The sequence below is a fragment of the Longimicrobium sp. genome (genome assembly GCF_036280135.1).
In the GTDB taxonomy this organism is placed as follows: Bacteria; Gemmatimonadota; Gemmatimonadetes; order Longimicrobiales; family Longimicrobiaceae; genus Longimicrobium.
The window spans coordinates 1-2,919 of the sequence record NZ_DASURI010000845.1 but is presented as its reverse complement, the minus strand read 5'-3'; the positions used below and the strand labels follow the sequence as shown (position 1 = coordinate 2,919).

2 protein-coding genes are annotated in these 2,919 nt (G+C 71.2%); both read right to left on the bottom strand.

Annotated elements, in window-relative coordinates; all coding sequences use genetic code 11:
- Positions 1-1,837: AAA family ATPase (locus tag VFZ20_RS27430; protein WP_329687151.1), on the bottom strand; the 1,837-nt coding region annotated here is incomplete at its 3' end.
- A 688-nt stretch (positions 1,838-2,525) separates the two neighbouring features.
- The coding region (locus VFZ20_RS27425) for a DUF2398 family protein (protein ID WP_329687150.1) at positions 2,526-2,919 on the bottom strand (394 nt) is incomplete at its 5' end.

Sequence of the window (2,919 nt, the reverse complement as noted above, 5' to 3'; positions counted from 1 at the left end):
TCTCGTCGTCCATCCGCCGGCGCAGGATCTCGCGCTCCTGCCGCTGCGTCCGCAGTTCCTCCTGCGCGTCCTCCATCACCGGGCCCAGCGGCGCCAGCACGGACGCGGGACGCCGCCCCTGCGGATCGTACTCGGCGATGGCGCCCAGCACGTCCGCCATCGGCCCGTCCGGCACGCGCAGCTCCGCGCACTCCGCCCGCCAGCCCTCGATGGCGGCGGACGCACTCGTCCGGGCCGCCTCCGCCTCGCGGCCGGCCGTCCTGTAGCGGTCGTCCGCCTGCTCGTACTCGCGCCGGGCCACGCGCTCGGCCGTGCGCGTGTCCTCCAGCTTTTTCGTGGCACTGGCCAGGGCGTCCATGGCGGCCACGATGGCGCCCAGCAGCGCGCGCCGCTCGCCCGCCTCGCCTTCCACCATGGAGCGCGCCAGGTCCGCGGCGATGGGCCCGTCGCCGTCCACGCGCGCGCCGGGAAGCCCGTCGCGGGCCAGGCCGGCGCGGCTTTCCAGCGCGGGCCAGAACGACCGGCGCGCGGCGGAGGTGACCGTGTCCAGCTTCTCCCCCAGGCGGCTGCGCTGGCGCGACCACGAGTCCGCCGCCTCCTGCAGCTGGCCTTCTTCCCGCTCCAGCGCCCGCTGCGCCCGCGCACGGTCCGCCCGCAGCGCCTCGAACGCGCCCAGCGCCTCGCCGTGCTCCTTGCGGACGGTGCGCAGCCGGTCCTCGATGTCGAACGCCTCGCTCTCCCGGTAGCGGTCCTGGAGGATGGTGAGCCGCCCCTGCCGGTCCGCGCGCTCCGTCCCGATCACCTCCTGGACGGCCTCCTGCCGCGCCACCTCCGCGCGGGCGGCCTCCAGGCGCGACAGCAGGTCCTCCAGCAGCTTTTGCCGCTTGTCGTGGTCGCGCGCGGCCTCGCGGTACGCGCGCGCGGCCAGCCGGGCGGACGCGATGACGGCGTCCTCCTGCGGCCCCTCCAGCCGCCGCGCGGCCGCCAGCTGGCCTGCCAGCCGCTCCAGCTCCGCCTCGATGGCGTCCAGGCGCGAGAAGACGTCGGAGACGTTGTCGATGGCGGCGGACTCGATGGGCGGCAGCGAGTCCTTGAGGTACTGCTCCACGCGCCGGGGGTTGAGCCCTTCACCCAGCTTGGGGGTGCGCACCACGTGCAGCATCTCCAGGAAGCGCTCGTAGTCGTCCACGGCTTGAAAGCCGAACAGCGCCTCGTTGACGGCGGACTTGTACGCCCGCTGGTCCTCGAACACCTGCCCGCCGCGCCCCAGCCGCGCGCGCAGCTCGCCCGGGCGCAGGGGCCGTCCCTGCTCGCCGTCGTGCAGGTGGAGGTCGATGCCCACGCGGCGCGTGCCGTCCATGACGAAGCCCCAGCGCTGCACCTTCTGGTTCGTCCAGTCGCGCGACGAGCGCAGGCCGATGCCGATGGTCCGGTGCTCGCCCGACGCGCCCCGTTCGAACTCCAGGGCGATGTACGCCGTGCGCTCGCGGTGGTAGTTGGGGTGGTCCGCCGGCAGGTCGTCCTTGCCGATGAGGTAGTAGCGGATGGAGCGGTCGTTGCTCCCCATCGTGTCCACGCGGTCGGGGCTGAGCATCATGTCCAGCACCAGCGTGATGGCCGTGACGAGCACCGTGGACTTGCCCGACTCGTTCTGCCCCGTGAGCATGAGGTTGCCCCGGGCAAAGTGGAACGTCTCCGGCTGGTCGAAGAGCCAGTAGTTCTGCAGGATGAGCCGACGCGGGATCCACCGGTCCGGGTCGGACGCGTGCATCCCGTCCAGCAGGTGCAGCATGCGCGGCGAGGTGCCGCCCAGGCGAAAGAAGTCGGCCTGCGTCATCGATCGTTCGAGTGCGTTGCGATCGGGCGATTTTAAGCCCCGGACTTTATCTGTAGCCTTCATCAGGCGATTACGTCATCCTGCCGCCGCACGATGTTCGCCCTGCCATCGTGGACTCGGCGGCGCAGACGCGTAATCCAGGGGAGTCGCCGCGTGATGCTCGTCGTGCCATCACCCGCCCCCATCGCGTAGGATGCGTCATCCTGAGGAGCCGCCGCGCGATCCTTGTCTTGCCGTGGGCCATGGCGGCGACGAAGGATCTTGTGTCCCAACCACGAACACGGCTCTGGTCCGCGATGCCCGCCTTGCGAATTTGCTTCGCGCGGAGCCCGCCCACGCGTAAGGCAACCGTCCGGCACGGGCTGCCGTTTACCGATCGCGATCAGGTGGATGATGCGCCCGGGCAAAGCTCCGCGTCCGTGGCCGGCACCATGCCCCTTCAAAAAAACGCGGATCCCGTCCCCTCGCCGAAAGCAGCCACTCTACCAAGGGACGCCGTCCTCCTGCTGGTTCCGTCCGGTCCGCGACCGGCCGTCGCGAGGCAGAAACCCTGCGCTTCCCAACCTCCCCCAGCAGTGTTGGGGGAGGTGCGAGCCTAGGCGAGCGGAGGGGGCGCTCCGCGTGGTGGCCGCTGATCGGCAAGGGCCTTCACGCAGGCTTTTCCGAATTCCCGATCCCGATCCGCCCCTCACTCCTCGAACAGGTCCCCGCTGACGATGCGGTCCACGAACACGGCGCCCTGCGCGTCATCGTCATCGCGGTCCGCATCGTCGTCCGCGTAGTGGGCGGCCAAGCGGCCGGCCGTGGGCAGCACCTCGTACTGCCCGTGCGCGTCGGGGCCCCGCATCATCCCCCACGCCTTCATCTCGCCCACGACGTCTTCCATCAGCGAGCCCGGCTTCTGCTCGCGCAGGCCCTTGCCCCACTTGGCGCCGAACTGCTCCTGCAAATCCGCCACGTCCTGCAGGATGCGGCTCTCGTGGATGACGAACCAGTCGCCGCCCGCGGTGATCAGCCGGTTCTCCCGCTGCCGCTCGCGCAGCAGCCCGCAAAAGCAGAGCACGGCGTGCGAGAGGCCCGAG